Below are 22,450 nucleotides of genomic sequence, written 5' to 3'. Positions count from 1 at the left end.
GGTTGCGCCCGTGCCTGCCGCACAGGATCCCCGCCATGGACCTTTCGCTTAACGTGTCGCAAGACCAGGCCGAAACCACTTTCGATGAGGGCGAGATCGACGCCGGCACGCATCCGCTGTTCAGCCGCATGCCGTCCTCCGTCTCGTTCAACAAGCTGCGCAAGCGCCTGCTGCGCCAGACGCGGCAGGCGCTCGACGACTTCGGCATGCTGAAGGGCGCGAAGCGCTGGCTGATCGGCCTTTCCGGCGGCAAGGACAGCTACAGCCTGTTGGCGCTGCTGATGGACCTGCAATGGCGCGGATTGCTGCCGGTAGAACTGATCGCCTGCAATCTCGACCAGGGCCAACCGAACTTCCCGAAGCATATCCTGCCGGAATATCTTCAATCGATCGGCGTCAAGCACCGCATCGAGTATCGCGACACCTATTCGATCGTGAAGGAAAAGGTACCGACGGGGGCGACCTACTGTTCGCTCTGTTCGCGGCTGCGCCGCGGCAACCTCTATCGCATTGCGCGCGAAGAGGGGTGCGACGCACTGGTGCTCGGCCACCACCGCGAGGATATTCTCGAAACCTTCTTCATGAACTTCTTCCATGGTGGCCGGCTCGCCTCGATGCCGGCAAAGCTGCTGAACGACGAAGGCGATCTGATGTTGCTTCGCCCGCTCGCCTATGCGGCCGAGGACGATCTTTCCAAGTTTGCCTCCGCGATGGAGTTTCCGATCATCCCTTGCGACCTTTGCGGCTCGCAGGATGGTCTCGAGCGCAATGCGATGAAGGCGATGCTGGCCGATATCGAGCGGCGCATGCCCGGCCGCAAGGACACGATGCTGCGCGCGCTCGGTCACGTGAACCCGTCGCATCTGCTCGATCCCAAGCTGTTCGATTTCCTGTCCCTCACACCGGAGCCCAAAGAATGAGCCATTCCGTTGACATCGCCGGCCTTGCCAACCTCCTGCAGGAAGCGGCGGTCAAAGAGATCCTGCCGCGGTTCCGCAATCTTGATGCAGGCGATGTCCGGATGAAGTCCGAAGCGATCGATCTCGTGACCGAAGGCGACGAGGCGGCCGAACGGCTGATCAAGTCACGTATCGAAGAGGTGGCACCGGGCGCTCTGTTCGTCGGCGAAGAATCGGTAGCGGCCGATCCGACCCTTCTCGACAAGCTCAACGAGACCGATCTCGCCGTCGTCGTCGACCCGATCGACGGCACCTTCAACTTCGCCGCTGGCCTGCCGCTCTTCGGCGTGATGGCGAGCGTGGTCTCCAAGGGTGAGACGGTCGCTGGCATCATCTACGATCCGCTCGGCAACGACTGGGTGATCGCGGAGAAGGGCTCGGGCGCCTGGATGTGCCGCCCTGACGGCTCGCAGGAGCGTATGTCGGTGACGGCGGGCGTGCCGCTGGAAACCATGGTCGGCGGTGCCTCGACTGGCTTTTACCAGCAGGAAGCACGGCGCGAAGTCATGGCCAATATGGCCAAGGTGCGTATGGCCACCAGCTACCGCTGTGCGGCGCACGAGTATCGCATCTTCGCGGCTGGGCATCTGCACTTCCTGATGTACCAGAAGTTGATGCCCTGGGATCACTTGGCGGGAACGCTGATTTCGCAGGAAGCCGGTGCCTATGCGGCCCGCTTCGACGGTTCGCCCTATCTGCCTGCCCATCTCAACGGCGGCCTGCTGCTCGCGACCGACAAGGAGAGCTGGGAGACGCTTCGCCGCGAGGTCTTCACGGTCTAAGCCGTTTGAAGCCGACTGCAAATGAAAAGCCCGCCCGGATCGCTCCGGGCGGGTTTTGTTTTTGCCATGCGGCTGCCAATCACATATGGCCGCCACCGTGATCCATGGTGACGTCCTTGTCGCCAGGATGGGTGAAGAGCTTCCCCTTCTCGGCCCAGAGCGTCGCCAGAACCGTCAGAATGCCGAAGAGGGCAAAGCCGCCAAAGAGCGGCTGCAGCGTACCGTTGAAGAGCTGGCCGACGGTGCCGCCGATCAAGGCGCCACCGGTGGTCGAGACAAAGCCGGTGATCGCCGTCGCCGTGCCGGCAAGGTGCCCCATCGGCTCAAGGCTGATCGCGGTGAAGTTCGTCGCGATCACCGCAAAGAACATCAGGAGCACCGAGAACATCAGGTAGCTGACGACGAAGGCCGGCGTGCCGGAGAGCGACATCACGAAGCCGACGACCGAAAGCAGCGTGAACAGGATCATCGAGACGTGCGAGATCCGGCGCATGCCGAAGCTGCGGACGAAGAAGCCGTTGGCGAAGTTCGCGACCGCGATGCCGCCGGCCGTGCCGGCAAAGGCGATCGGCAGCCAGTCACCGAGGCCATAGACCTCGCCGAAGATCTGCTGAACCGTGACGATGTAGGCGCAGATGACCGCGGTGAAGAGCGTCATGCCGATCATGTAGCCGCAGGTGATGCGGTTGGTGAGAACGGTCTTGAAGCCCGAGGCAACCGCCCCGACGGAGAGCGGCATGCGCTCCTCGCGCGGCAGGGACTCCTTCATGCGGGAAAAGGCCCAGACGAACAGGATCGCGCCGATGACGCCGATCAGGATGAAGATCCAGTGCCAGTTGGCATAAAGGATCACGAGCTGGCCGATCGAGGGTGCAACGATCGGAACGATCATGAAGACGATCATGACATAGGACATGACGCGCGCCATCTCGCGGCCGCCGAAGCAATCGCGCACGATCGCCATGGTGGTGATGCGGATCGCGGCCGCGCCGATGCCCTGAATGAAACGCAGGATGAGCAGCGTCTCGAAGCTCTGGGTGAGAGCGGCGGCGAACATCGACACGGTAAAGAAGGCGAGGCCGCCGAGCAGCACGCGGCGTCGGCCGAAGGCATCGGAGAGGCTGCCGAAGAAGATCTGCGAAATGCCGAAGCCGAGGAAGAAGACGCCGATCACCAACTGGCTATCATTGGTGTTGGCGACGTTCAGAGACTGGCCGATCGCCGGCAACGCCGGCAACATGCTGTCGATGGCGATGGCGACACTCGCCGTCATGACGGCGATGGTGATGATGAACTCGACGATGCCCATGTTGAGGCGCTGAGCCCCGGAAACCCCGTCGATATGTTCGGATTGATTGGTGATGGTGGTCATTGGGTGAGCCCGTAAATTCTTCAAAAATGAGGACTGGCCGGTTCTGGGATCAACCGGCCGGCTGATGGTGCGGTTTGAAGAGCTTGCCGCGTTCGGCAATCAGAACGAAAACGAGACCGATTGCGGCGACAGTGAAGTAGCCAGTGGCGAGCGGCGTGGCTGTGCCGTCGAAGGACTGGCCGATGAAGGCTCCGATCACGCTGCCGCCGATCGTCTGCATGAAGCCGAGTACGGACGACGCTGTACCGGCAACGTGGCCGAGCGGCTCCATGGCCATGGCGTTGAAGTTCGGCGCGATCAGCCCGAACTGGAACATCGTGGCGCAGTAGAGGACCACGAAGACCGGGAAGGGCAGCGGCGCATAGAGCGAGGCCGACATCCAGACGAAGCTCGCCAGCGTGAAGCCGATGAGTGCCGCATGGGATAGCGGCCGCATGCCGAAGCGGCGGACGAGGCGGGAATTGGTGAAGGAAGCGACCGCCATCATACTGGCAAAGGCGGCGAAGACAAGCGGAAACCACACGCCGAGGTCGTAGACGCCGACGAGCACCTGCTGCGCCGAGTTGATGAAGCCGAACAGTGCACCAAGGATCACCGAGGTCGCGAGCGTGTAAAGCAGCGACACCCGGTTCGTCAGCACGATGCGGAAACCGCTGAGGATGACCGCCGGCGTGAAGGCGCGGCGATGGGCCGGATCGAGCGTCTCTCCGAGTTTCGACACGACGATTGCAATGTTCATCACGGCATAGAGTGCGACGACGACAAAGATCATGTGCCAATCGGCAAGGCTGATGATGAGCTGGCCGATCGAAGGCGCCACAACTGGCACGATCATGAACACCATCATGACCAGAGACATGACCTCAGCCATCTGTCGGCCGCCATAGACGTCGCGGACGATCGAAATGGTGATGACGCGCGTCGCCGCAGCACCGGCGCCCTGCACGAAGCGCAGCGCCAGCATGAGGCCGAAGCTCGGTACGATCGCGATCGCCAGCGCGCAGAGCGCATAGAGGGCAAGGCCGGCAATCAGCGGTGGCTTACGCCCGAAGCGATCCGAAAGCGGGCCGAAGAACAGCTGTGCCACCCCCATGCCGAGCAGATAGGCGGTGATGATGTACTGCCGCTCATTTTCAGAGGCGACGCCGAGGCTGGCTCCGATCTGCTGCAGACCTGGCAACATGATGTCAATCGAGATGGCGTTGGTTGCCATCAGCATGGCCATCAGCGCGATGAACTGGAATTTCGTGACCCCGGGCCGGGCGTCTTCGTTGGTCGTGCTGGTCATTTGCAAAAAGTCCTAGCGGCGCACCGGGCGCAAGCGAAACAGGTTGGTCCGGAGCAAATCCGGAAAAGAAGGGTGTCGGCTGACGCCATGCCAGCAGACATATCGAAATTGAGCGGGGGCAGCCGGGGCGATTGGAAACCAACCGCATGGACCGGGCCGGCATGAAGCGTAGGAAGCGTCGAGCGGCAGGGACCGGACTTTCCGGGCGCCAAGGGGCGAGGCGAGACCCTCTACAGGCAGCTTATGCCGAACGATCGCAACCGATTCATGACAGGCCGGACATCCGGCCCTTCGCTCCCCGAAGGAAGCACGCTCTGAACGTATCTTGGCGGCACCTGCGCGAATCGCACGCGCAAGTCCTTCTGAAGGACAACGAAAATTAGGCGATGCGGAATTACGGCCAGAATCAAAAAAGGCGGTTGCCCGCCTTCTCCGAAAGATCGGGACGAGGCGTCCTTAGATCAGGCGGCGGCGCCCTTGACGGCAACGCCCTGCGCCTCAAGGTGAGACTGCAGTTCTCCGGCCTGGAACATTTCACGCACGATGTCGCAACCGCCGACGAATTCGCCCTTGACGTAGAGCTGCGGGATCGTCGGCCAGTTGGAGTAATCCTTGATGCCCTGGCGCAGGTCAGCATCGGCGAGCACGTTGACGCCCTTGTAGTCGACACCGATGTAGTCGAGAATCTGGACAACCTGACCGGAGAAGCCGCACTGCGGGAACTGCGGCGTACCCTTCATGAAGAGCACCACATCGTTTGTCTTGACTTCGTTGTCGATGAATTCGTGAATTCCGCTCATCTCGTCTTCCTTCCTGCGCCGGCTTCAAGGGCCGGATATCGATTGGGTTCTAGATAGCATGCATATTGGTGATTTTCACCACCCAATCGCAACAAATATTGATGGGCCTCAAGATGTGGTTTTATTACCACTACAGCGCCGCGCGTCTTCTCAGGCGCGCAAAGGTCGCTGTAGCACTTTGATTTTCTGCATGTTTTCGTCCATAAATCCGCGACGAGTTAAGGAAACATGCAGTCAAGCGGTGCGGCGCCGGGTCTTGCTGCGCGCCGCAGCCGTTTTGCGACGGCTGACCTGCTTCTTGGCCGGCTTGCGAATGGCCGCTTCGAGGATATCCGCGAGGATGCCGCCGCCGGACGAAGTCGTCCGCGTCCGGCGCTTTGTCCGCTTGGTCGAGGTTCGCTTGACGCCGGTCTTCTTGAGGATTTCCTTCAATGCACTGTCAACGACGCCGCTGACGAGTTCCTTGATCAGGTCAGCCATTCCGGCTTACTCCGGCGCGCTCGTCTGCAGGGCGAGGGCGTGTAGAACACCGCCCATGTTGCCCTTGAGTGCGTTGTAGACCATCTGGTGCTGCTGCACGCGGGTCTTGCCACGAAACGCCTCGGCCACGACTTCGGCGGCATAGTGGTCGCCGTCACCGGCCAGATCGCGGATCGTGACCTTGGCACCGGGAATCCCTGCCTTGATCATGTCTTCGATGTCGCCTGGTGTCATGGGCATGATACGCCAACTCCCTTTTTATTCTGCAACGTCAGCAGCCTGCCGACGCCATCCATGAAATTAGGGAACCACGATTCAGGGGCGGAACGCAATTGCTGAATTGGGTGAGGGCGGCCAGTTGCTGGCGCCGGTACGATCAGATGATCACGCTTGATCGCGTCCCCAGATGACACCTTTCGAGGCATGCGAAGAGCCAGACGGGAGCCGCCGATCAGCGGCTCCCGTCGTCGTTTCTCAGTTCTCGGGAGCGAGATCGCCCTGCATGAATTCCGGGAACCAGCCTTCGTGGGTCGAGCGCAGCTCAGCGACCGAAACCGCCCTGGCATCGCCGAGCTTGACGGCATCGCCAGCGGTCTTGCCGATGACGGGCAGGGCAACGCCTGCGGCCTTAGCGCGGGCGGTAACCGCGTCGAGTGCGCCAGCGGCAACAGTTACGACGTAGCGGCCCTGATCTTCGCCATAGAAGGTCGCGATCGGGTCGTGACCGGCGACGGCATCAACCGTGGCGCCAATGCCCGAGGCCATCGCCATTTCGGCGACCGCAAGCGCCAGGCCACCCGACGAGCAATCGTGAACGGCCGTCACGAGGCCATCGATGATGAGGCTGCGGACGAAATCGCCGACCTTGCGTTCATGCGCCAGATCGACATGCGGCGCCGGACCGTCGGTACGGCCGTGAACGTCTCGCATGTAGACCGACTGGGCGATGTGGGCGCCCAGGCCAACAGGTGCACCGGCAAGCAGGATAGTTTCGCCTTCCGCAGCAAAGCGGATGCGCGCCATCTTCGACCAGTCCTTGATCAGGCCCACGCCGCCGATGGTCGGGGTCGGCAGGATCGCCTGGCCATTGGTCTCGTTGTAGAGCGAGACGTTGCCGGAAACGATCGGAAAGTCGAGCGCGGTGCATGCTTCGCCGATGCCCTTGATGGCATGGACCAGCTGGCTCATGATTTCCGGGCGTTCCGGGTTGCCGAAGTTGAGGTTGTCGGTGGCTGCCAGCGGCAGCGCGCCGGTTGCCGTCAGGTTGCGCCAGCATTCGGCGACCGCCTGCTTGCCGCCTTCGAACGGATCGGCTTCGACGTAACGCGGCGTTACGTCGGAGGAGAAGGCCAGCGCCTTGGAGACGTGACCCTCGACGCGCACGACGCCAGCGTCACCGCCCGGAAGCTGCAGCGAGTTGCCCTGGATCAGGGTGTCGTACTGTTCGTAGACCCAGCGGCGCGAGGAGTTGTTGGCCGAACCGACGAGCTTCACGAGTGCGTCGGCGACGTCAGCAGCCGGGATGTCGTTGGTTGCCAGCGGAGTCGAGGTCTTGGCAGGGGTCCAGGGACGATCATATTCCGGCGCTTCGTCGCCCAATTCCTTGATCGGCAGGTTCGCCACTTCTTCGCCCTGGTGCAGGATGCGGAAGCGCAGATCGTCTGTGGTCTTGCCGACGATCGCGAAATCGAGGCCCCACTTGACGAAGATCGCCTTGGCGACTTCTTCCTTGGCGGGCTCGAGCACCATGAGCATGCGCTCCTGGCTTTCCGACAGCATCATCTCGTAAGCGGTCATGCGTTCTTCGCGAACGGGAACGCTATCAAGGTTGAGCTCGATGCCGAGGTCGCCCTTGGCGCCCATTTCGACGGCCGAGCAGGTGAGGCCTGCCGCACCCATGTCCTGGATGGCGATGACCGCACCCGTCTGCATCAGCTCGAGGCAGGCTTCCAGCAGGCATTTTTCGGTGAAGGGATCGCCGACCTGCACGGTCGGGCGCTTCTCTTCGATCGACTCGTCGAACTCGGCCGAGGCCATGGTCGCGCCGCCGACGCCATCGCGGCCGGTCTTGGCGCCGAGATAGACGACGGGGAGACCTACGCCTTCGGCCTTGGAGTAGAAGATCGCATCGCTCTTGGCGAGACCGGCAGCAAAGGCGTTGACGAGGATGTTGCCGTTGTAGCGGGCATCGAACTCGACTTCGCCGCCGACGGTCGGAACACCGAAGGAATTGCCGTAGCCGCCGACGCCGGCAACGACGCCGGAGACGAGGTGGCGGGTCTTCGGATGGTCCGGCGCGCCGAAGCGCAGCGCATTCATCGCCGCAACCGGACGGGCGCCCATGGTGAAGACGTCACGCAGGATGCCGCCGACACCGGTCGCCGCGCCCTGGTAGGGTTCGATATAGGACGGGTGGTTATGGCTCTCCATCTTGAAGACGACGCAATCGCCATCATCGATATCCACCACACCGGCATTTTCACCCGGACCCTGGATGACGCGCGGGCCTTTGGTCGGCAGCGTGCGCAGCCACTTCTTCGAAGACTTGTAGGAGCAGTGCTCGTTCCACATCGCCGAAAAGATGCCGAGCTCCGTGAAGGTTGGCTCGCGCCCGATCAGGCTCAGGATGCGCTCGTATTCGTCGGGCTTCAGCCCGTGCGATGCGATGAGGTCCGGGGTGATGGGGCGGGTGTTCGAAATCGTCATCGTCGACCGTCAAATCCTTCGGGCGGCGCGCAATCCACTTAAGAGGAATATGGCGCGTGCGAACCGCAACAGACACAGGGAGCGCTTTGCGGCTTCTTTAGCCTATGCTGCGGCGCGGCGCGACAGAAAAATACCGGCGATCAACAGCGGTTGACGCCCGTATAAAGCTTTGCAGAAGGCAGTGCGGCGACCAGCGTCAGAACTTGTAGCCGAGCGCAAGGCCGGCGCGTGTCAGGCCGTTGTTCGGACCGTCGCACAGATTGGCATGCGAAGCATGTTCCACGGTCGCCGAGACGTTCCAGTGCTCGTCAAGGCGGACGCCGGCAGCAGCGTATTCGCGGAAGAGGACGCGGCAGCCGAGTTGGGGACCGGAACCATTGGGTTCATCGAGGTCGCCGTCATGAATCGTGCCGCCGGCGCCGAATTCGACAAACAGGCGCTGAGTCATGTCGAAGGTCCAGCTCAAACCGCCATAGGCCTGATTGACCCCGTTAGACGACGTCGCAACCGCTGCGCCGGCATAGACCCGGGGCGCAGCAGTTTTTCGCCGAGGTCGGTCGCCCCATCGGCGTCGAACGGGTCGAAATACACGGTGAATGACGGAAAGACCCCGTCTTCCTGCTTATCGCCGGCGGCGATCGACGTCGTCACGCCGAAGCGCATTTCGTCGAAAACACCGTCCGCGGCAAGAGCCGGTGCGGCGGCGGTCAACGTGGTGGTGGCGAGAAGAAGATATGCGATGCGATGCGACAAGGCGGGGCTGAACGGTAGCGGCATGCGGAATCCTTAGAGGCGAATCATGTGCGCAAACTGCTAAAGTAGTATGTTGCTCAACCTTGCCCGAAAGTCACCCCGTGGATTTCTATAGTCACTCAAAACTGTCGTAGCCCGCCCGCCCGCTGTCGAGCAGCCGCTTCAGCGCCTGAAAACCTGCTCTTACCTGGGCTCGGTCCGGCGGCGAGGAAAAACCGATGCGAATGCGATGGAAAACGCGGTCGGTTCGTCCGGCCTTGAACTCGTCCTCGTCGTCGACAAGCACACCCTCCTGCAAAGCCGCCTGCTTGAAGGTACCTGAAAGCCAGGGGTCGGGCAGCTTCATCCAAAGGAACGGAATACAGGGGTGCGAGGTGAACTCGATGCCTTCGAAAATTTCGCGGGCCATCGCCTCGCGGGCGCGCACCTCTTCAATGCCCTTGCTGCGCAGGATTGCAGCCGAACCGGAAAGCACGAGGCGCGCGCAGAGCTCAGCGAGAATGAACGGCAAGCCGCCGCTCACCATTTTGTGGGCAATGCGAATACGCTGGCTGAAATGCGGAGGGCAGGCGACCCAGCCGCCACGGACACCGGCAGCGACCGACTTCGAAAGACCGCCAACCAGGAAGGTGCGTTCCGGCGCAAGCTCGGCCAAGAGCGGCGTCTGATCACCGGTCATGGCGCCATAGAGATCGTCCTCTACAAGCCAGACACCGTATTTGCGGGCGATGTCGGCGATCGCCTGGCGGCGCGCAAGCGGCATGACGGCAACCGTCGGGTTTTGTGCGCTGGGCATCAGGAACGCGAGCTTCGGATGCTGCTGCGCGCAGACGCGCTCGAAATCCTCGGGGATCATGCCAAACTCGTCGCTTTCGACCAGCGTCGTCCGGCGACCGACCAGGCCGGCGCTGCGGCTCACCTGCGAATAGGTGAGCGTCTCGAAGGCGATACGGTCGCCAGGCGCGGTAACCGCAGTGATGACGGCAACCACACCCGCATGGGCACCGAGCGTCGGCACGATGTTTTCCGGCTTCGGGCGGAAGCCGCCGCGCGCCAGCCATAGGCAACCCGCCTCGAACCAATGGTCCGGGAAGTTGCGGGCGTAGCTTGCGATGTCCGCATGGTGGTCGTGACTGATCTCGCCAAGCACCTCGCTCAAGACCGTGCCCTGGCCGATATCGGGCGCCGCTGTGCTGTCGAACCTCAACTTGCCGGCAGGCGCCACAAGCGGCCGGGTGCCGGCGAGCGAAGTCGTCAGCGGATCCGCCTGCTCCGGCGGACGGCTTTCGGGATGATCTAGTACATAGGTGCCGCGACCGACTTCACCGCTCACAAGTCCGCGTTCGCGGACGATGTTATAGGCGCGTCCAATCGTGCCGATTGTCACGCCGATGTCGTAGGCGAGGTTGCGCTGCGGTGGCAATTTGGCGCCGACGGGCAGGGCGCCGTTGCCAATTGCCTGTTCGATCTGGTCAGCAATTCGCGCATAGAGCGGACCGTGACCCTGCTGAATGTCTGGGAGCCAATTTGTCATAGTGACAATTCTTTAGATTACAGCGCGAAATATGTCAATTATCACCAAGACAACGATAGCAATCGCTGCATTGGGGTTATCAATGAGTACAATAGATACAATTTGTTTGTCCCGCCCGGAAGCGAAATCCGTTGAGCGCACCAGCACATTGTTTGGTGGCGACTATTCGGAGGAACGCGAAAGCGTGCTGAGGCGCCTATGGGGGCTCTATTGCGAACTGGCGGCGAAGCGACGCGGTCGCATGGCGCTCGGGGAAATGAGCGATTGGCAGCTTAGGGACATCGGTGTTTCCGAGAGGGACGCGCGCCAGGAATCGACTGTCCCGTTCTGGCGCTAGCCTTTCGGGCAAGAACCACTCAAGAACAATACAAAAGGGCCGGCGCATCGCTGAGGTGCACCGGCCCTTGGATCAATTCGCCAATTCGACTGAGGTCTACTTGCAGCCCTGTCCGCCGGCAGCCCAGCGCTTGATATCGGCGGCCATGCGCGTGCCGACGGGTTCGCTCATTAACGGTCCGAAGGCCTGCAGGCGTGCCGGGTTGCCCTCAGCCTGAACGACGGCGAGCGGGCGTGCTTCCGGCGATTTGCGCGGCACGATCAGTATGCGCGGGCGGCCGGAGAAGGAATTAAGCTCCGGCGCCAGGCGATAGGACTTGAACTCGGAATCGCCCGATTTGAACCAGCAGCCGTTGGCGCCAAGCGCCACGCGCTCCATGGTCGGCAGTGCCGCCGTGTTCGGGCTCGGCGCCGGCGGCTTCGGCGATTGGCACGAAGCGAGAAGGGCCAGGCCAAACGTTGCGCAGGCAAGGCCGGCCAGGCGTGCAGGGACAAATGAAGGCATCGACGGTCTCGCTCGCATTTGGGGGATGGGTCGGATGCCTTCTATCAGCCGGATGGTTAAGCGGCGATTACTTCGAGCGCAGACGCAAAGAGGCCGCGGCCGTCGGAGCCGCCATGCGCCGCTTCGATCAGGTTTTCCGGATGCGGCATCATACCGAGCACGTTACCCTCGGCATTCATCACGCCGGCGATATCGTTCATCGAACCGTTCGGGTTGGTGCCTTCGGCATAGCGGAACACCACCTGGCCATTGCCTTCGATCGTCTTCAGCGTCTCGGCATCGGCGAAGTAGTTGCCGTCGTGGTGGGCGACCGGCGAGCGGATGATCTGGCCCTTCGAGTAGGCGCGGGTGAAGTCGGTGTCGGCATTGACCACTTCGAGCTTGATCTCGCGGCAGACGAACTTCAGCGAGGCATTGCGCATCAGCGCGCCCGGCAGGAGGCCGGCCTCGACGAGGATCTGGAAGCCGTTGCAGACGCCGAGAACCTTGACGCCCTTTTCCGCCTTGGCCTTGATCGCCTGCATGACCGGCATGCGCGCTGCGATCGCGCCACAGCGCAGATAGTCGCCATAGGAGAAGCCGCCCGGGATGACGATCAGATCGACATCGGGGATATCCGTTTCCGTCTGCCAGACGGTGACCGGAGCCTTGCCGGAAATCTTGGTGAGGGCCGCGATCATGTCGCGGTCGCGGTTGAGGCCCGGAAGCTGAACGACGGCTGACTTCATATCTCTGTCTCCGTTAGCGGCGAGATCAAATCTTGATGCCCCACCCCGACGAGCCAGGCATCTCCCGATCGCAGCACCGCTCCGTTGGGCGTTCGTGCTGCTTCGGCGTTTCTTAACGTCTGGATCCGCGCCCGAAGGCACGGACCGATCTTCATGCCTGATCGATCAGGCGAACGAGATGCTGTAGTTCTCGATCACCGTGTTGGCGAGCAGCTTTTCGCACATCGCCTTGAGGTCTTCTTCGGCCTTGGCCTTGTCTGTGGATTCGATCTGCAGATCGAAAACCTTGCCCTGACGGACCTGGCCGATGCCGTCGAAGCCGAGTGCGCCGAGCGCACCTTCGATTGCCTTGCCCTGCGGGTCGAGAACGCCGTTCTTCAGCGTCACGGTTACACGTGCCTTGATCACTTTGATTTTCCCCGAAAGTTATTTCACCAGAACCGGACCGGTGCCGCGCACGGGTTCGTTCTCGTTCATGATGCCAAGACGGCGGGCGACTTCCTGGTAGGCCTCGACGAGGCCGCCAAGGTCGCGGCGGAAGCGGTCCTTGTCGAGCTTCTCGCGGGTCTCGATGTCCCAGAGACGGCAGCTATCCGGCGAGATCTCGTCGGCGAGCACGATGCGCATCATGTCGCCCTCGAACAGACGGCCGCACTCGATCTTGAAGTCGACGAGCTGGATGCCGACGCCCAGGAACAGGCCCGAAAGGAAGTCGTTGATGCGGATGGCGAGCGCCATGATGTCGTCGAGTTCCTGGGGGCTTGCCCAGCCGAAGGCGGTGATGTGCTCTTCGGAGACCATCGGGTCTTCCAGTGCATCGGCCTTGTAGTAGAACTCGATGATCGAACGGGGGAGAACGGTGCCTTCCTCGATGCCGAGGCGCTTGGACAGCGAGCCGGCGGCAACGTTGCGCACGACGATCTCGAGGGGGATGATCTCGACTTCCTTGATCAACTGCTCGCGCATGTTAAGCCGGCGGATGAAGTGCGTGGGGATGCCGATCTTGTTGAGATGCGTGAAGATGTACTCGGAAATACGGTTGTTCAGCACGCCTTTGCCGTCGATGACGTCATGCTTTTTCTTGTTGAAGGCGGTCGCGTCGTCCTTGAAGAACTGGATGAGCGTGCCCGGCTCCGGACCCTCATAGAGGATCTTGGCCTTGCCCTCGTAGATACGGCGGCGACGATTCATGGATTCTGTCTCTGTGGTTGTTGGCGCTCTTGGGTCGCGCGCGTGGAATATCTCTCGGGGTCCATAACTGAAAAGAACGGATTTCACAATCGGCGTATCTTCCCGTCCCCTGATTTGCATAGGGCGCCCGCGCGTCTCTACCTGGACGCGTCAAGGTCGCCGTGTCACTTTGGGTGCTGCGACGTTTGTAGTCCTTGAATCGAAGGCGATTTCAGGAACCATACGGAGGGTAACATGAAAGTCATCAAACCGGAAAACTACGCATTGCAGTTTGACCTCCGTTTTGGTTTATGGCGATAACTGTTTCCGGCATGGAATTTTCAGGGAGATCGATTGATGACGACGATGCAGGATCGCGAAAAGGCCTTCGAGGCGAAGTTTGCGCTGGACGAAGAGCTGAAGTTCAAGGCTGAAGCGCGCCGCAACAAGCTTGTCGGTCTCTGGGCTGCCGGTCTGCTCGGCAAGGCCGACGCCGACGCCTACGCCAACGAAGTGGTGGTTGCCGACTTCGAAGAGGCCGGCCACGAAGACGTCGTCCGTAAGATCAAGGCCGACTTTGACGCTGCAGGCGTTGCCCAGACGGAAGATCAGATCCGCTTGCGGATGCTCGAGCTTCTCGGCGAAGCCGTCCAGCAGATCCAGAACAAGTAAGCCTTCAGGCACCAATGCCGACCGTTCACGCCCGGCCATGAAGCCGGGCGTTTTTATTTGTCCTCCGTGCCGAAGACCGGCTTCCATCCGCGCCGCAGGCGCCGTTCAAGCTCCAGACGATCCATCGGGCGGGCCAGCGCGTAGCCCTGCAGCACATCGCAGCCGAGATCGCGCAGCATCGCCGCATGCTCCCAGGTCTCGACGCCTTCGCCGACGACCTCGATGTTGAGCGAATGGCCGATGTCGATGATCGCGCGGACCAGCTTAGCCTGTTTCGGGCTCTCCGTGATCGGTCCGACCAGCGCCCGGTCGATCTTCAGCCGCGCCGGATTGAGATTGAGCAGGCCGATGATCGAGGCGTGCCCGGTGCCGAAGTCGTCGATCTCCACCTCGATCCCAAGCGCGCCGAGGGCCGAGATGGTTTCGGCGATTTCATCTTCCGGATCGTCGAGGAAGATGGATTCGAGCAATTCGAACGAGAGGACGCCAGGGGCGATCTGCAGATCACGCAGGTCGGTGATCAGGCCGGGATCACGCAGGCGCGGCGACGACATGTTGACCGAGATCTTGGGAATGGCGAGGCCGGACTGCCGCCAGGACTGAAAGTCGGCATAGGCGAGCTCCACGACCTTTCGGTCGATGGCCGGCAGGACATTGATCTCCTCCGCGACCTTCAGGAAATGGAAGGGGGCGAGCACCCCGCGCTCAGGATGGTTCCAGCGGACCAGAGCCTCGACACCGGTTATCTCGAGCGAACGCGCATCGAACTGCGGCTGATAGTAAACCGTGAACTGCCCTTCCTCGATCGCCTGGCGAATATCGTCGCCGATCCGTTTGGCCGTCAGAATTTGTGTCTGGATCTGTTCAGAAAAGGCTTCGACCCGGTCCCGGCCGAGGCTCTTTGCCCGGTAGAGCGCGATGTCGGCATTCATCAACAACTGCTTCGCATCGAAATCGTCATGCCCTTTCCAGGCAATGCCGATGCTCGCGCCCAGGCGGCAGAGCTGGCCCTCGTAGGGAATGGGGCGACGGAAGGCGTGCACGATGCGCTCGGCAAGCTCGGAGAGCTGCGGCAGGTTGCGACCGCGGCGGCAGAGAATGACGAATTCGTCGCCGCCGATACGGGCAATGAAATCGTCATGTCGAGCGTGCGCGCGAAGGATGGCAGCGGCATGGGTCAGCATGGCATCACCAGCCTGGTGCCCAAGCGTGTCGTTGATCTGTTTGAAACGATCGAGGTCGATATGCAGGATGGCGTTGACCGCGACGTTTTCCGCCAGCATCTGGTCAAGGTAGCGCCGGTTGGGCAGATCCGTCAGGTAGTCGTGCAGGGCGTTGTATTCGATCCTTATCCGCGCCAGCTCGAGCTCGCGGTTGCGCGCTTCGGCGGAAGCCTGGGCCTGGCGCAAGTCCTCCTGCAATGCGATGTCTTCGGTGACGTCCCAGTTCGCCCCGATGAGCTTTCGCGTCCCGAGATGATCGATATAGGTCGCCGCATTGGAGCGGATATGCCGGATCGTGCCGTCCGGGCGCACGATCCGAAAGGCATTGCTATAGGGCTTGCCGGAAGCGATGCCTTCGTTGGTCCGAGCGATGACCTTGTCGCGGTCGTCGGGATGCAGGGTGTTTTCCCAGGATTCGGAGCTCGGCGGCCCATCACTTGGGTCGAGGCCGTAGATCTCGAACATGCGCTCGTCCCAGTCGTCCCTCTGGGCGTCGAGGTTGAAGTCGAACACGCCGATCTTCGAAACGCCGAGAGCGAGCCTCAGGCGGCGAGAGACCTCTTCGAGACGGGCCTCCGCCTCCTTGCGCGCCGTGATGTCCGTGTCCGTCCCGATGATGCGGGAGGGTCTGCCATCCGGCCAATAGGCAACTGACGCGCCACGGCTCTCGATCCAGACCCAATGCCCGTCCGCATGGCGCTCGCGGTACTCGAAGGTGTTGAACACAGCCTCGCCAGAATCCTGGCGCTCGATTGCGGCACGCACATGCGCGTGGTCGTCGGGGTGGACGTTCTGGATCCAGGTCTCAAGACTACCGTCGACTTCGGCATCGTCGGGCAGGCCACGAAGCCGCTTCCAGGTGGTGGAGTAAAACAGGTTCCCGGTTTCGAAGTCGTGATCCCACACGCCTTCAAGTGCGCTGTCGAGCGCATATTTCCAGCGGGTTTCGTCGTTGCGAAGACCGGCGATTTCGTCGACGAGCTCATGGGCGGGGAGCATCAGCAGGAGAAAGGCGTCCTGGTCGGCAAAAAGCACAGGTGACCAGGAGACAAGCATCGGCAGCGGACCGGAGAGGCTTTCGAAACGGAGCGTCGTGGACGCGGTCGTCGTGGGCGGCAAGATGTTCCGCGCCGGCAACAGCGGCCGGTCCTCATCCAGCACGAGATCTGCGAGAAGGGCTTTGCGGAGCGAAGCGGGTGTCCTTAGCAGCAGTTCGCCGGCGCGCGCGTTGGTCGTTAGGATCCGTCCCAGATCATTGGCAATGATTGCTCCGGCCGGCAAGCGCTCCAGAGCGGCCTGCGTGAGAACATCCGAATTCGCCGGCGCGCCACGCGCACCTTTGGTGAGACCTTCGTTGACGGCCACTTATCCCATGTCCAGCGTTTGCGGCCGCATTTCCAAGGCACGGGAGCCGGAAATCAGGCTGCAAATCAAGATTCGACAGCGCTCAACGCCCTTTGACGACGAGTCACGTTGCCATGCCGACCGATGATGACCGCGGACAATGAACGTCGGATTAATGGGAAGTCGCAGCAGCCGTCAACCGGGGCGGCGAAGCATCAGGGCTTCAGGCGGCTCAGGAACTGAGCGAACACCATCGTTCCCTCCGGCCAGGGGCCATGCCCGGACTCGGTGTTGATATGGCCCGATTCGCCGGCGTCGACGAGCAGCGAACCCCAGGCCTTGGCGATATCGTCTGCGTGTTCGTAGGAACCGAAAGGATCGTTGCGGCTTGCAACCATCAGCGACGGGAACGGCAGGGGATCACGCGGATAGGGGCCGAATGTCATCAGATGCTTCGGGCGGATCGTCGGATTGGCCACATCCGGAGGTGCTACCAGGAAGGCGCCAGCGATCGGCTTGTTGAAGTGGGGCAGGGCGTGCACCGCAGTCGCGACGCCAAGCGAATGGGCGACGATGACGACCGGCTTTTCCGCCGCATTGACCTCTTCGATCATGCGCGCCACCCAATCTTCACGCACGGGCTTTGCCCACTCCGCCTGCTCGACGCGGCGCGCGGTGGACATCTTGCGCTCCCAGCGGGTCTGCCAGTGCTCCGGTCCGGAGTTGGTGTAGCCAGGGACAATGAGGATATGGGCGTCGGATACTTTCATAGTGGCCGCGATGTGGCGCTGAAAGCGGCCGAAGTCAAGACCTGCAACGCCGTGCGCTATTTGAGAGGCGCCATGGTCGCCGCAACACTTCGAAGGACTGTTGTTTTCATCCCTGGATCGGTGACGACCTGGAGAAACAGGCAGCAGGCGACAGCGCCTTCATTTTCTGTATAATCGGCATGACGGTCGCGGTTGGTGCGACTTTGTTTCGTCGCATCTCTGTTCCGCGGCCGCTCTAGTTCGTTGAGGAGTGAGCCATGACAACATTCCATGTTCTGTCGGGGGCGGATGCGAGTGTCGCCCACCCCGGGATAAAGAAGATTGGTGTCTCGGATGTGTTCGACGCCTTGCGTCTCGGATTTGAAGATTTTCGCGAAAAGCCGTCGCACTACGTCTTTCTATGCCTGATCTACCCGATTGCCGGCGCCGTGCTGATTACCTGGAGCGCAGGCGCAAACATGCTGCCGCTGCTTTATCCGCTGGTCTCGGGCTTTGCCCTGATCGGCCCTGTCGCGGCGATCGGTCTTTACGAAATCAGTCGACGGCGTGAACTCGGCATGGACTATTCATGGCCGCATGCGCTTCGCCTGCATCGCTCTCCAGCCTTGCCATCGATCATGGCCGTTGCCGCCATGCTTTTCGTGGTCTTCATTGTTTGGCTGCTGGTGGCCCAGGCGCTCTACGTACAAATCTTCGGGGCCGAACCGCCGGCTTCGATCGCTGCCTTCTGGAACGGCATCATCGGTACCGAACAGGGCTGGAACCTGATCCTCGTCGGCAACGCCGTCGGCTTCGTCTTCGCGGTCATCGTGCTCGCGACAACGGTCGTATCCTTCCCCTTGCTGATCGATCGCGATGTCGGCGCCGTCGCGGCGGTGGAAACGTCGATCCGCGCGACCCTCGTCAATCCGGTACCCGTCGCGCTCTGGGGCTTCATCATCGCGGCTGGCTTGGTGATCGGCTCGATCCCGGTCTTCGTCGGTCTTGCCGTCATCATGCCGATCTTCGGCCACGCCACATGGCATATCTATCGCAAGATGGTGGAGCCAGGTCCGCGCGCCGGTTCACGATAGGCGAGTCACGGCGCAACCTATCAACGCGAAAAGCGCCGCAGGTCAATCGACTTGCGGCGCTTTCAAGCGTGAGCGAAGACCGGTCTTACGGCTTAGCGAAAGTACTTGTAGTAGGAGGAAATCTGCGCCGCCGTGTTGGACGACAGATTGAGCTTGATGCCGATCTTGTCGCCGCGGTACCAGCGTACCATGCCGGTCAGGAAGCCCAGTTCCTCGCTCCTGATCGTCACTTCCTGCCCCGTCTTGGCGCCGATGTCGAAATAGAGCTGGAAACAGATGCCTTCGTCCGAAAGGTCCTTGACGACGCCGTTGCTGGACCCGGTCTTGCAGGTGACCATGCCAGTGATCTTCGTCTGTGTGCGTGCTCCCGCACGCTCCGTACTGTCCTTGTAGGCCATGTGATCCTCGAACCTGAATTGACAGGCCCGGATCGTCACACACGATCACTGAATATCGCGCTAAAAGAAATGCCCGCATTTGAGCGATGTGCGCCAAATGCGGGCATATTCATGAGGCGCAACGCGGGCGTGTGACCCGCGCACTGTCAGGCTCAGCCGAAGACGCGCTTGAAAATCGTGTCGACGTGCTTGGTGTGGTAGCCAAGATCGAACTTCTCGCGGATGTCTTCCTCGGAAAGCGCCGCACGGACTTCCGTATCGGCCAGCAGTTCCTCAAGGAAGTCCTTGCCCTGTTCCCAGACCTTCATGGCGTTGCGCTGCACGAGGCGGTAGGCATCCTCACGCGATACCCCTGCCTGGGTCAGCGCCAGCAGCACGCGCTGCGAATGAACCAGACCGCGGAACTTGTTCATGTTCTTGATCATGTTCTCGGGGTAGACGAGCAACTTGTCGATCACGCCGGTCAGGCGGGCAAGCGCGAAGTCGAGCGTCACCGTCGCATCCGGTCCGATCATGCGCTCGACGGAGGAGTGCGAGATGTCGCGCTCGTGCCAGAGGGCAACGTTTTCCATTGCGGGTACCGAGAAGGCGCGGACCATGCGGGCGAGACCCGTCAGGTTCTCGGTCAGAACAGGGTTGCGCTTGTGCGGCATTGCCGACGAGCCCTTCTGGCCCGGCGAGAAATACTCTTCGGCTTCGAGCACTTCGGTGCGCTGCAGGTGACGGATTTCCGTCGCCAGGCGCTCGATCGACGAGGCGATGACGCCGAGGGTGGCGAAGTACATGGCATGACGGTCGCGCGGGATGACCTGTGTCGAAACCGGTTCCGGCTTCAGGCCAAGCGCCTTGGCGACATGTTCTTCCACGCGCGGATCGATGTTGGCGAAGGTGCCGACGGCGCCGGAGATCGCGCAGGTGGCGACTTCCTCACGTGCGGCCAGCAGGCGTTGCTTGCAGCGGTCGAACTCGGCATAGGCAAGCGCCAGCTTGACGCCGAACGTCGTCGGTTCGGCGTGGATACCGTGCGAACGGCCGATCGTCACCGTGTCCTTGTGTTCAAAAGCGCGGCGCTTCAGAGCTTCGAGCAGATGCTCGAGATCCGCGAGCAGCAGATCGGTCGCGCGGACGAGCTGGACGTTGAAGCAGGTGTCGAGCACGTCGGACGAGGTCATGCCCTGGTGGATGAAGCGGCTGTCCGGGCCGACGAATTCGGCAAGATGCGTCAGGAAGGCGATGACGTCATGCTTGGTGACGGCTTCGATCTCATCGATGCGCGCGACGTCGAAGGTGGCAGCGCCGCCCTTCTCCCAGATCGTGCGGGCCGCATCCTTCGGGATCACACCGATTTCGGCAAGCGCATCGCAGGCATGAGCCTCGATCTCGAACCAGATGCGGAACTTGGTTTCCGGCGACCAGATGGCCACCATTTCCGGACGGGAGTAGCGCGGGATCATGGGCTTTAGCTTTCGTCGTCAGTGGAGGATGGCCGTGCCTCTAGCAAAGATAGCCGTGAAGCTCAACGCGTTTGGCTCGTGCGCTCGCTCGCCAGCCACAGGCTGACGCCGACGAGTATAGCACCACCGAGGGGCAGATAGAGGCGAAGCCCCATCACCAGAAACTGGTAGAACGCGATGAGCGAGGTGAAGGCGAGCTGGAAAAACCAGGTCCTGGTGCCGGCAGGCGCGTGCCATTGGGCGTAAAACTGCCGGTAGTCGAGAGCATAGAGCATCGCCGTCATCGCGACGGTGCCTAGCGAAAGGAAGAAGAAGTAAGCCGCAAAACGCGTTTCCGGCCGACGCCCCAAGGCTGCAAGTCGAGCCAGGAACAGCGATGGCGCCCAGGCCAGAAGCGCCCCGAAGCCGAAGATCAGAAGCAGCTCGGACAGATGAAAGGTGAGAGCACGCTCGCGAAGCCAGAGGCCGCACCAGGCCGAAAGCACCATCGCGCCGCCCCAGAGCGGCGCACCGATGACAAGCTCCCGCATCGTCGGAAGGGATTGGGCGAGCCGGCGTCGACGCAGGACGCCTACCGGCGCCAGATCTGCTTTTGCCTCGACGCCGGCCGCCGCATCGCTCATTTCGCGATCCGGGTCGGGATCGCGATCCAGCGTCCATCGGTTGTGCCTTCGAAGCCGAGCGACTTGACGAGAACCATGATGACATGGGTATCGGAGCCGTCGTCATTCCGATGGGTGACAGCGCCACCGACCTGATAGCCGGTGGGGCAGCGGCGGCTCTCGGGCAAGCGGCTATCGTCCTGCAGGACGTCGGTCGCCGGCTTGCCGGCCTTCATCGTCATCGACAGACGAAAGCCTTTGACCTCCTTCAGGAAGTCCTTGCAGATGCCTTCCGGCTCGAAGGTTTTCTCTTCGAGCGTTACCGAATAGGTCTCGCGGAACCCTTCGTCGGCCGCAAAGGAATCGTAGGTCAGCGCCAGCGGCTTGGCGTTCGCCTCGGTGATCGGATTGAAGGCGGCAAGCAGCCCGGGTGCATCAGCCAGGCGATAGGCGTCGATCAAGGGTGCCGCACGGCGGCGTGCCTCGTGACGCGCCTTGGAGAGCGGGCTGCCATCTTCGCGGCTGACGGCGCGCACCGGCGCACCGGGCAAGAAGCTGTCATTGCGCGTATCGATCACATAGATGGTCGAATAGGGAAAGCCGGAGCCATCCTGAACGCCGTATTCCTCGAAGGCGAAGACATTGCCGTCGGCCGAAAAGCCGATCGGCTGGAGCGCGGCATAGTCGCCCGCCAAGGCCGGCGCTGCGGCTGCCGCAGCGCCCAGCAAAAGCACGCCGGGCAGTGCCGCGCGCGGCGTCATCGATAGGCCTTCTCTGCCGGCGTGCGGATCGCCTCGATCGCCGTGCGATAGGCTTCGACGGAGCCGCCCTTGAAGATCGCCGAACCGGCGACGAGAACGTTGGCGCCGGCGCCGGTTGCGAAAGCCGCCGTGTCGGGCGTAATGCCGCCGTCGACTTCGATCTCGATCGGACGATCGCCGATCATCGCCTTGATGCGGCGAATCTTTTCCGCCGTAGCTTCGATGAACTTCTGTCCGCCAAAGCCCGGGTTCACGGTCATGACCAGGATGAGATCAACCTGATCGAGCACGTATTCGATGGCGCTTTCCGGCGTTGCCGGGTTGAGCGAGACACCGGCCTTCTTGCCGAGCGACCGGACGGTCTGCAGCGAACGGTGAAGGTGCGGACCGGCTTCGGCATGCACGGTGAGGATATCGCAGCCGGCTTTCGCAAAGGCTTCGAGGAACGGATCGGCGGGCGAAATCATCAGGTGGCAATCGAACGTCGCATCGGTGTAGCGGCGCAACGACTTGATCACGTCGGGGCCGAAGGTGATGTTCGGCACGAAGTGCCCGTCCATGACATCGAGATGGATCCAGTCGGCGCCGGCATCGACGACGTCGCGGACTTCCTGTCCGAGCTTGGAGAAATCGGCCGCCAGGATCGACGGAGCAATGCGGATAGGATGGGTCATGGCGCACTCCAGCGTGTTTTCCGCGCAATAGCACCGGCTGGCCGCGCAAACAACATGCCTGCGATC

At 61.8% G+C, this 22,450-nt stretch carries 24 protein-coding genes and 1 pseudogene; 6 read left to right on the top strand and 19 right to left on the bottom strand.

Features of this window, described 5'->3' with window-relative positions:
* Positions 1-35 precede the first annotated feature (35 nt).
* Both ttcA and ACTJKE_RS15920 read left to right on the top strand, forming a co-directional pair.
* Positions 36-920 (top strand): tRNA 2-thiocytidine(32) synthetase TtcA, encoded by an 885-nt coding sequence (gene ttcA, locus ACTJKE_RS15925; protein ID WP_058324121.1) that lies wholly within the window; start codon positions 36-38, stop codon positions 918-920.
* Positions 917-1,741 carry an inositol monophosphatase family protein gene (locus ACTJKE_RS15920; RefSeq protein ID WP_057248935.1) on the top strand — a complete coding sequence of 275 codons (825 nt, stop codon included), beginning with the start codon at positions 917-919 and terminating at the stop codon, positions 1,739-1,741. Before ttcA ends, ACTJKE_RS15920 begins: the two co-directional genes overlap by 4 nt.
* Positions 1,742-1,820: 79 nt before the next feature.
* Here the strand turns inward: ACTJKE_RS15920 and ACTJKE_RS15915 are convergent, their stop codons facing one another.
* The 6 genes from ACTJKE_RS15915 to purL form a co-directional block, all read right to left on the bottom strand.
* Positions 1,821-3,113 (bottom strand): multidrug effflux MFS transporter, encoded by a 1,293-nt coding sequence (locus ACTJKE_RS15915; protein ID WP_057248936.1) that lies wholly within the window; start codon positions 3,111-3,113, stop codon positions 1,821-1,823.
* A 49-nt stretch (positions 3,114-3,162) separates the two neighbouring features.
* Positions 3,163-4,401, bottom strand: a complete 1,239-nt coding sequence (locus ACTJKE_RS15910; protein WP_057248937.1) for a multidrug effflux MFS transporter — start codon at positions 4,399-4,401, stop codon at positions 3,163-3,165.
* Between the two features lie 461 nt (positions 4,402-4,862).
* The gene (gene grxD, locus ACTJKE_RS15905) at positions 4,863-5,201 is read right to left on the bottom strand and encodes a Grx4 family monothiol glutaredoxin (protein WP_057248938.1); all 339 of its coding nucleotides are present in this window, start codon (positions 5,199-5,201) and stop codon (positions 4,863-4,865) included.
* A gap of 234 nt (positions 5,202-5,435) precedes the next feature.
* On the bottom strand, positions 5,436-5,681 hold the full coding sequence (locus tag ACTJKE_RS15900; protein ID WP_057248939.1) for a hypothetical protein: 246 nt from the start codon (positions 5,679-5,681) through the stop codon (positions 5,436-5,438).
* A gap of 6 nt (positions 5,682-5,687) precedes the next feature.
* Positions 5,688-5,921: a BolA family protein gene (locus ACTJKE_RS15895; RefSeq protein ID WP_057248940.1), complete on the bottom strand. Its 234-nt coding sequence runs from the start codon at positions 5,919-5,921 to the stop codon at positions 5,688-5,690.
* A gap of 234 nt (positions 5,922-6,155) precedes the next feature.
* Positions 6,156-8,387 carry a phosphoribosylformylglycinamidine synthase subunit PurL gene (gene purL / locus ACTJKE_RS15890; protein ID WP_113514068.1) on the bottom strand — a complete coding sequence of 744 codons (2,232 nt, stop codon included), beginning with the start codon at positions 8,385-8,387 and terminating at the stop codon, positions 6,156-6,158.
* On the opposite strand from purL, the gene ACTJKE_RS15885 reads away from it, so the two are divergent.
* Positions 8,371-8,541: a hypothetical protein gene (locus tag ACTJKE_RS15885; protein WP_440691982.1), complete on the top strand. Its 171-nt coding sequence runs from the start codon at positions 8,371-8,373 to the stop codon at positions 8,539-8,541. The genes purL and ACTJKE_RS15885 overlap by 17 nt on opposite strands.
* A 42-nt stretch (positions 8,542-8,583) precedes the next feature.
* On the opposite strand, the pseudogene ACTJKE_RS15880 reads toward ACTJKE_RS15885, so the two are convergent.
* Both ACTJKE_RS15880 and ACTJKE_RS15875 read right to left on the bottom strand, forming a co-directional pair.
* A pseudogene (locus ACTJKE_RS15880) lies at positions 8,584-9,164 on the bottom strand (acyloxyacyl hydrolase).
* A gap of 91 nt (positions 9,165-9,255) precedes the next feature.
* Entirely contained in the window at positions 9,256-10,674 is a 1,419-nt protein-coding gene (locus tag ACTJKE_RS15875) for an aminotransferase-like domain-containing protein (protein ID WP_058324124.1), read from the bottom strand.
* A gap of 82 nt (positions 10,675-10,756) precedes the next feature.
* Between ACTJKE_RS15875 and ACTJKE_RS15870 the strand changes: the two genes are divergently transcribed.
* The gene (locus tag ACTJKE_RS15870) at positions 10,757-11,011 is read left to right on the top strand and encodes a DUF1127 domain-containing protein (protein ID WP_286161495.1); all 255 of its coding nucleotides are present in this window, start codon (positions 10,757-10,759) and stop codon (positions 11,009-11,011) included.
* Positions 11,012-11,107: 96 nt separating this feature from the next.
* Here the strand turns inward: ACTJKE_RS15870 and ACTJKE_RS15865 are convergent, their stop codons facing one another.
* The 4 genes from ACTJKE_RS15865 to purC form a co-directional block, all read right to left on the bottom strand.
* Entirely contained in the window at positions 11,108-11,515 is a 408-nt protein-coding gene (locus tag ACTJKE_RS15865; protein WP_057248958.1) for a hypothetical protein, read from the bottom strand.
* Positions 11,516-11,571: 56 nt separating this feature from the next.
* Entirely contained in the window at positions 11,572-12,243 is a 672-nt protein-coding gene (gene purQ / locus ACTJKE_RS15860; protein ID WP_043614510.1) for a phosphoribosylformylglycinamidine synthase subunit PurQ, read from the bottom strand.
* A 165-nt stretch (positions 12,244-12,408) separates the two neighbouring features.
* The gene (gene purS / locus ACTJKE_RS15855; protein WP_057248959.1) at positions 12,409-12,651 is read right to left on the bottom strand and encodes a phosphoribosylformylglycinamidine synthase subunit PurS; all 243 of its coding nucleotides are present in this window, start codon (positions 12,649-12,651) and stop codon (positions 12,409-12,411) included.
* 18 nt (positions 12,652-12,669) lie between these two features.
* The gene (gene purC / locus ACTJKE_RS15850; RefSeq protein ID WP_057248960.1) at positions 12,670-13,434 is read right to left on the bottom strand and encodes a phosphoribosylaminoimidazolesuccinocarboxamide synthase; all 765 of its coding nucleotides are present in this window, start codon (positions 13,432-13,434) and stop codon (positions 12,670-12,672) included.
* Positions 13,435-13,770: 336 nt separating this feature from the next.
* Here purC and ACTJKE_RS15845 point away from each other — a divergent pair, with 336 nt between their 5' ends.
* Positions 13,771-14,085: a DUF1476 domain-containing protein gene (locus ACTJKE_RS15845; protein WP_057248961.1), complete on the top strand. Its 315-nt coding sequence runs from the start codon at positions 13,771-13,773 to the stop codon at positions 14,083-14,085.
* Positions 14,086-14,138: 53 nt separating this feature from the next.
* Here ACTJKE_RS15845 and ACTJKE_RS15840 read toward each other — a convergent pair whose 3' ends face one another.
* Complete coding sequence (locus tag ACTJKE_RS15840; RefSeq protein ID WP_440691980.1) at positions 14,139-16,673, bottom strand: EAL domain-containing protein; 2,535 nt, start codon at positions 16,671-16,673, stop codon at positions 14,139-14,141.
* Between the two features lie 194 nt (positions 16,674-16,867).
* Positions 16,868-17,422, bottom strand: a complete 555-nt coding sequence (locus ACTJKE_RS15835; RefSeq protein ID WP_057248963.1) for an RBBP9/YdeN family alpha/beta hydrolase — start codon at positions 17,420-17,422, stop codon at positions 16,868-16,870.
* A gap of 257 nt (positions 17,423-17,679) precedes the next feature.
* Here ACTJKE_RS15835 and ACTJKE_RS15830 point away from each other — a divergent pair, with 257 nt between their 5' ends.
* Positions 17,680-18,495, top strand: coding sequence for a DUF2189 domain-containing protein (locus ACTJKE_RS15830; protein WP_057248964.1), 816 nt, complete (start codon positions 17,680-17,682; stop codon positions 18,493-18,495).
* Positions 18,496-18,587: 92 nt separating this feature from the next.
* On the opposite strand, the gene ACTJKE_RS15825 is transcribed toward ACTJKE_RS15830, so the two are convergent.
* The 5 genes from ACTJKE_RS15825 to rpe form a co-directional block, all read right to left on the bottom strand.
* Complete coding sequence (locus tag ACTJKE_RS15825; protein ID WP_110878658.1) at positions 18,588-18,893, bottom strand: PilZ domain-containing protein; 306 nt, start codon at positions 18,891-18,893, stop codon at positions 18,588-18,590.
* 152 nt (positions 18,894-19,045) lie between these two features.
* Entirely contained in the window at positions 19,046-20,347 is a 1,302-nt protein-coding gene (gene purB / locus ACTJKE_RS15820; RefSeq protein WP_058328249.1) for an adenylosuccinate lyase, read from the bottom strand.
* 62 nt (positions 20,348-20,409) lie between these two features.
* Positions 20,410-20,970, bottom strand: coding sequence for a hypothetical protein (locus ACTJKE_RS15815; RefSeq protein WP_440691978.1), 561 nt, complete (start codon positions 20,968-20,970; stop codon positions 20,410-20,412).
* Positions 20,967-21,710 carry a DUF2259 domain-containing protein gene (locus ACTJKE_RS15810; protein ID WP_440691976.1) on the bottom strand — a complete coding sequence of 248 codons (744 nt, stop codon included), beginning with the start codon at positions 21,708-21,710 and terminating at the stop codon, positions 20,967-20,969. The genes ACTJKE_RS15815 and ACTJKE_RS15810 overlap by 4 nt, the downstream gene beginning before the upstream one ends.
* The gene (rpe, locus tag ACTJKE_RS15805) at positions 21,707-22,384 is read right to left on the bottom strand and encodes a ribulose-phosphate 3-epimerase (protein WP_057250174.1); all 678 of its coding nucleotides are present in this window, start codon (positions 22,382-22,384) and stop codon (positions 21,707-21,709) included. Before rpe ends, ACTJKE_RS15810 begins: the two co-directional genes overlap by 4 nt.
* Positions 22,385-22,450: the final 66 nt, after the last annotated feature.

Origin of the sequence: Ensifer sp. 22521 (assembly GCF_052044795.1) — a bacterium.
Classification (GTDB): domain Bacteria; phylum Pseudomonadota; class Alphaproteobacteria; order Rhizobiales; family Rhizobiaceae; genus Ensifer.
Note: the sequence above shows the minus strand (reverse complement) of the source record. Positions and strands in the feature narration are given on the sequence as shown.